We start from the raw sequence: 3,311 nt of genomic DNA, 5'->3' as shown, positions 1-3,311 counted from the left end.
AGAGGAAGATTTGTGAAAGGTATGAGAGAGAAAATGTGAGGTGTATGGGTGGAGTGAATGGGTGTGAAGAGGTAGACACGCGGGGAGCAAGGAGAGGTGAGCACAGTGTGTGCGTGAGGGGGCAAGAAGTGAAGAGTAAGAGGTGTGCGTGTGAATGAAAAAAAGAATGAGAAGAGTCAAGGAGGTGGGCTGAATGGATGAAAGGGGAGTAATAGATGGAAAGACATGATGGGTATGCGTGAAAAGGGGATAGCCGTAAGTGGCACCATAACTCTTCAGCCCTTACTCAAAAGTGAATGCAAATCTCTCTGTGAAAGATTCTTAAAAGCGTCAAAAAACACACAAAAAGAAAAAACGCTCTCTTTTTGTTGAATTTTATTCACAAAATAAAGAAAATAAGCTATGAATACCGAAAAAATAACGCGCAGATGAAAAAGCACATTATAAAGGAAATAATTGTTTATGTCAAAAGAAGAAGTTTTGGAATTTTCTGGTGTCGTGACCGAGCTTTTGCCGAATGCTATGTTTCGTGTGAAACTGGAAAATGATCATGAAATTATTGCCCATACCGCTGGAAGAATGCGAAAAAATCGTATTCGTGTGTTGGCTGGTGATAAAATCATGGTCGAAATGACCCCTTATGATTTGACAAAAGGACGCATTATATATCGCTATAAATAATTGCGAAATGCTTTTCGTTTTTTGTCAGAAAAACTCTTATAAACACAAGAGCTTCAAAAAAAGAGAGAGTATTGAGAGAGCTCTCATGGATTTTCCTGAAATGAAACATAAAATAAAAGTAAAAATCAACAGAACCTGAGGAAAAACCTCAGGCGTCAGGACAAAAAATGTTGGGATGTAAAAGTCATGCAGGGGTGACTTGCATTCTGAGGGGGCAAAAATGAAAAATACAGAAAAAAATGATTTGCAAAAAAAAACTTCAGATGAAATCCAGTTGATCCTTGCCTCCGCTTCACCACGACGTCTGATGCTCTTAGCACAGATTGGAATCGAACCTGATGAAGTTTATGCAACCAATAGCGATGAAACGCCTAAATTAAGAGAGCACCCTGCAAATCTTGCAAAACGTCTGGCAAAAGAAAAAGCGCTTAACGTGCAAAGCTTTTTGCTCTTGGGGGATCAAAAAAAGAGTGATCAAAAAAAGAACGAAAAAGCTACAAAACAGAAAGTTGTTATCCTCGCTGCGGATACCGTGGTTGCTGTGGGGCGCACCGTTCTGCCTAAACCAGAGGATGAAGACGAGGCCTATGAATGTTTAAAGTTCCTTTCTGGACGCGCACACAAAGTCTATGGCGCTGTGTGTGCACTTAATGAAACTGGGAAAATAACCGTAAAGCTCGTTGAAAGTCGTGTGCGTTTTAGGCTGCTAACTTCTCAGATCATGCAGGCATATCTCGCGTCTGGAGAATGGCAGGGAAAAGCCGGTGGTTATGCTATTCAAGGAAAAGCTGGGGCTTTCGTGATCCATATCAATGGTTCTTATTCCAATGTCGTGGGATTGCCCTTGGCAGAAACAATAGATCTTCTTTCAGCTTATCGCTATCCAGTTCTCGCAAATTGGACCGGAGAAATGCCTTAAAAGGATAAGGTAGGCAAAATCTATGGATAAAACAAAAACCAATAGATGAAATATAAAAAGGAAAGAGAGAAAATACAGCGCATTTTTACTTAATATATTGATTTATAATAATTTTTATTTCTTATCTTGAAACACAACCCTGAATGCCCGTAAGATTCTTTCATTTTAAACCATTTTATGATGAGTCAATTTTTTACTTAAGCTTTATACACTCAGCGGGATTGGCATGTGGATAAAATGAGTGAGGAAAGGAGAAAAAATGCCTCTCAACTGCCTTTATGCAAGGGTTGTCGCAACACCCATGCGCTGGTAAAGAGAGCAATGGTGTCGCTTGTTTTTTAATCATCGCCTATAAAAAGCCCCATGAAAAGTAAAGATAAAAGATCTATAAAATGTCTCAAAAGCCAAACGTAACACAAACCAAGACATCTCAAATGCGTCCTCCACATCCTTGTCCAATTTGTGGTCAGATGGCGCAACAGAATACCTATCCCTTCTGTTCCTCGCGATGTCGCGCTATTGATCTCAACCGGTGGCTTTCGGGGGCTTATATTCTCCCCCCACCTTCACAGGGAAGTGATGAAGAAGAGTAGATAAAGGGATAGGCGGTTAAGTCTAGAAAAAGGCCAATTTGCGTGTTGCATTGTAAAAACTTTTTCAGCAAAAATAGCACGATTGACTGAGAAATATATTTTCTGAAAAGAAGATAGAAAAGTATTATGAAAAGCCTCTCTTGGACAACTGTTTACGAGCCTTTTTCGACTTCTTGGTGTTTAAGAGACATTATTGAGTTTGTTGTAGACTGCGATATCCTCCAAAATAACCTCATGATTGATGAAAAATTTGTAAATTGAGAGCTAACCCAATGCCTTCTTTCTGTTTACGCATATTTCTGTTTATTTTTGGAAAGGTGAAAATTGCGTTTTAGAAAAAGCAGTTATGCGCTTTTCTTTAGCACCATTCTTTTTGGAGATCCGTTTTTACTTGGAAACAGAACTTTATGGGAAGGTGAATGAGGCTGTTCGTTTTTGAGCAGATATTTAAGTAATAATGCGCGGTTTTGACTCTCGCCGTTGTCTTCTAGCAATTCTTTTGTGGTGGTTCGTCGTCTATATATAAAACGTCATAAACATGTCAAAGATATTGGTAGGCGCGTGATTTGTGTTGGTGCGGTTGTAGTGGTGTGGCTGTGGTGGTGGAGTTCTTGGTTTGGGGCACGGGCGAAGGGGAAGAGGGGGATGCTTTCTGTAAATTTACAAAAGCGTAAATCTGTGAATGTGTAAAAACAGAGAATTATGTTTCACGGTGTTTTATTATCGTAGCGTGAAAAGGTAAAGTGAGGAGACAGGATTTGTGAGAGGTATGAGAGAGAAAATGTGAGGTGTATGGGTGGGAAGAGGTAGACGCGGGGAGCAAGGAGAGGTGAGCACAGTGTGTGCGTGAGGGAGCAAGAGGTGAAAAGTGAGAGGTCGGGGTGGTGAGGGAAATGTGCATGCGTGGGGGGAGGTGCGTGAGGTAGGGAGGGGCATGAATGGTGAGAAAGATTTGGGCGCTGTGAGATATGGCGTTGTGTTTGTGGGGTTGTGGTGATGGGGCTGTGTTGGTGGAGTTGATTTTGGGTGTAGGCAGAAGGGGAAGAGGGGGATGCTTTCTGTAAATTCACAAAAGCGTAAATCTGTGAATGTGTAAAAACAGAGGATTATGTTTTACG

General features: G+C 40.9%; 5 protein-coding genes. All 5 read left to right on the top strand.

Annotation, left to right across the window (positions count from 1 at the left end; all coding sequences use genetic code 11):
- Positions 1–462 precede the first annotated feature (462 nt).
- The 5 genes from infA to BN67_RS15170 all read left to right on the top strand — a co-directional run bounded on the left by infA (position 463) and on the right by BN67_RS15170 (position 3,190).
- Entirely contained in the window at positions 463–681 is a 219-nt protein-coding gene (gene infA, locus BN67_RS03050) for a translation initiation factor IF-1 (RefSeq protein WP_019222675.1), read from the top strand.
- A 220-nt stretch (positions 682–901) separates the two neighbouring features.
- Complete coding sequence (locus tag BN67_RS03040; RefSeq protein ID WP_019222673.1) at positions 902–1,600, top strand: Maf family nucleotide pyrophosphatase; 699 nt, start codon at positions 902–904, stop codon at positions 1,598–1,600.
- 392 nt (positions 1,601–1,992) lie between these two features.
- Positions 1,993–2,193: a DNA gyrase inhibitor YacG gene (yacG, locus tag BN67_RS03035; protein ID WP_019222672.1), complete on the top strand. Its 201-nt coding sequence runs from the start codon at positions 1,993–1,995 to the stop codon at positions 2,191–2,193.
- Between the two features lie 504 nt (positions 2,194–2,697).
- A complete protein-coding gene (locus BN67_RS03025) occupies positions 2,698–2,883 on the top strand; it encodes a hypothetical protein (protein WP_156791614.1) in 186 nt (61 codons plus the stop codon).
- Positions 2,884–3,061: 178 nt separating this feature from the next.
- Complete coding sequence (locus tag BN67_RS15170; protein WP_019222669.1) at positions 3,062–3,190, top strand: hypothetical protein; 129 nt, start codon at positions 3,062–3,064, stop codon at positions 3,188–3,190.
- Positions 3,191–3,311: the final 121 nt, after the last annotated feature.

The sequence above is a fragment of the Bartonella rattaustraliani AUST/NH4 genome, assembly GCF_000312565.1.
GTDB lineage: Bacteria > Pseudomonadota > Alphaproteobacteria > Rhizobiales > Rhizobiaceae > Bartonella > Bartonella rattaustraliani.
The sequence above is the reverse complement of the archived record's forward strand: the minus strand, read 5'-3'. Positions and strand labels throughout refer to the sequence as shown.

What these genes read in the sequence shown, in the direction of transcription:
- infA (WP_019222675.1), top strand. Translation starts at nt 463, where the DNA reads ATGTCAAAAGAAGAAGTTTTGGAATTTTCTGGTGTCGTGACCGAGCTT.
- BN67_RS03040 (WP_019222673.1), top strand. Translation starts at nt 902, where the DNA reads ATGAAAAATACAGAAAAAAATGATTTGCAAAAAAAAACTTCAGATGAA.
- yacG (WP_019222672.1), top strand. Translation starts at nt 1,993, where the DNA reads ATGTCTCAAAAGCCAAACGTAACACAAACCAAGACATCTCAAATGCGT.